Here is a 2610-nt window from a genome sequence, read left to right on the forward strand (position 1 = left end):
CACGTTTTAAACAAAAAAGTTTTATTTTAGAGCTTAGCAAAGAATATGATGATATTTTATTACTAGATAAAGAAATTAATTTATTAAAAATCACTTTACCTAATCACTCAAAAAAGATATATAGCGAACTTGAAAATGACCCTACAGGAAAAAGACTTTTAGATAATTTCCAAAAAGAATTTAAACTTTTAGATGAAGAATTTGAAAGTAAAAACAATTTCTTTTCTTTATTGTGCATCATAGGAAGAATGCTAAATTTAAATCAAGATTTCAAAAAAGCAGGGCTTGTTTTACTTCAATTAAGCGATCAATCAAGATTAGCCAAGGGTGTTAAGATTGATTTTAAATTAAATGACAATAAAGAATTTGATTATATAAAAACTTTACGCTCTATTATGAGTTTTATGTTAGCAGGAGTTGGTGCTCAAGATATTTCTTATGGAGTGATTGAAAGTTTGTCATATTTTTTACGTGATTTTTATGATGAATTAAAACAAAAAGATAAAACCCAAGTTGTTTTAATTAGCGGAAGCTTATTTGAACATAAAAGTTTGCTTGAAAATGTTTTCAAGCATATTAAAGATTGTAGATTAAGCAATGTGCCACTTAGGGTATAAGATCAAAATTTCAGGTTTGGTTCAAGGTGTGGGTTTTAGACCCTTAGTTTATGAGTTAGCTTTAAAATTTAAACTTTTTGGAGAGGTAAGAAATGATGGCTTTGGCGTAGAAATCATTCTTGCTTGCACTCAAAAAGAATACACAAATTTTATAAAAAATTTAAAAACTCATCTTCCACCTTTAGCAAGGATAGATCATCTTACAATTACTCAAATTCCTATTTCAAATTATACTCAATTTAGTATAACTCCTTCTTTAGAAAATGCAAAAAGCACTCCTATGCTTAGCGATTTTGCACTTTGTAAAGAATGTAAAAAAGAATTTTTTGATGAAAAAAATCCACGCTTTTTATATCCTTTTATCACTTGCACACATTGCGGGCCCCGCTTTAGCATTATTAAAAGCCTTCCTTATGATAGGGCTAATACCTCTATGCAAGAATTTATTATGTGTGAATTTTGTAAAAGTGAATATGAAGATCCAAAAAATAGGCGTTTTCACGCTCAGCCCATAAGTTGTCCTAAATGTAAAATTAGTGTTTTTCTTAAAGACCAAAAGGGCACAATTTTAGCTAAAGATAAAGAAGCTTTTATGCAAAGTGCAAATTTTTTAAAAGAAGGTAAAATTCTAGCTATTAAAGGTATGGGTGGTTTTCATTTAATGTGTGATGCTTTTAATGAACAAGCATTAAAAGCGCTAAGACTCAGAAAAAAGCGTCCTAAAAAACCCTTTGCTTTGATGTGTAAAGATTTAAAAAGTGCTAAAGAACTTGCCTTTATAGATGAAAAAGAAGAAGCTTTATTAAATGGAGTTTTAGCTCCTATTGTGATTTTAAAAGCTAAAAAAGACTTTTCTTTAATTGCTCCTGAAGTTAATAAACTAGGCATTATGTTAGCTTATACTCCTTTACACCTTTTGCTTTTTGAGTATTTTAAAGGAACTCTTGTGGCAACAAGTGCAAATTTAAGCGGAGAAAGCATTATTAAAGATGAGTTAAATTTATGTCAAAAACTTAGTGGAGTTTTTGATTTTTATTTAGATTATGATAGAGAAATTATAAATGCAAGCGATGATAGCATTGCTCAAGTGGTAAATGGTGCAACTATGTTCTTACGCACTTCAAGAGGATTAAACCCTTTTTATTTAGAAAGTAATTTTGATAAAAAAGGCACTTTTTTAGCCCTAGGTGCCGAACTTAAAAACGAATTTGTAATTTTTTATGAAAATAAACTTTTAATTTCTCCTTATATAGGCGATTTAAAAAGTGTTGATGTATATGAAAGATTTTTTAAACTTTTAGATTTTTTCAAACAAAATTATGATTTAGAATTTGAAGCAGTTTTATGTGATAAACATCCACATTTTGCCTATACTAAAGAGTTTGAAAATAGGGTTAAAATTTCTCATCATTATGCGCATTTTTGTGCAGCTTATTTTGAATATGAAAAAGAATTTTTAAAAGATGAAAAGGCTTTAGCTTTTATTTGCGATGGAACAGGCTACGGAGAAGATGGTAAAATTTGGGGTGGGGAAGTTTTTATAGGAAATTTAAAAGAGTATAAAAGAATAGCTCATTTTGAAAATTTTACTCTTATAAATAGTGATATTAAAAATATACAAAACTTAGCCTTAAGTTTGATTTGGCATTTTGATTTAGAAGATAAAGCTAAGGAATTTTTAGTCAAAATTCCAAAAATAAAACTTGAAAATCTTAGAAAAATTTATTCTCATTCTAATTTGCAAACAAGCTCTTTAGGGCGTATTATTGATGCTTTTGGAAGCATAGTTTTTAATATAGAAAAAAGTTCTTATGAAGCACAAATTGGCTTAATGTGTGAAGCCTTTTATGATAAAAATCTTGATTTTTCTTATAAACTTTTTATAGAAAAAGGACAAATTAATTTTAAAAGTTTGATTTTAGGGGCTTTGCAAGATGAAAAAAGCAAAGCTATTACAGGTATGTTTAATGCTTTGGCAAATTTTATCATAGAA

1 protein-coding gene and 1 pseudogene are annotated in these 2610 nt (G+C 28.1%); both read left to right on the forward strand.

Going from position 1 to position 2610, the window contains the following annotated elements; genetic code table 11:
* Positions 1-617 (forward strand): annotated as a pseudogene (locus tag JG677_RS07725) (hypothetical protein); the annotation flags it as partial.
* A partial coding sequence (hypF, locus tag JG677_RS07730) for a carbamoyltransferase HypF (protein ID WP_200286061.1) occupies positions 598-2610 on the forward strand: 2013 nt, incomplete at its 3' end. The pseudogene JG677_RS07725 and the gene hypF, both read left to right, overlap by 20 nt.

It is taken from the genome of Campylobacter sp. TTU-622, assembly GCF_016598965.1.
Classification (GTDB): Bacteria; Campylobacterota; Campylobacteria; order Campylobacterales; family Campylobacteraceae; genus Campylobacter_D.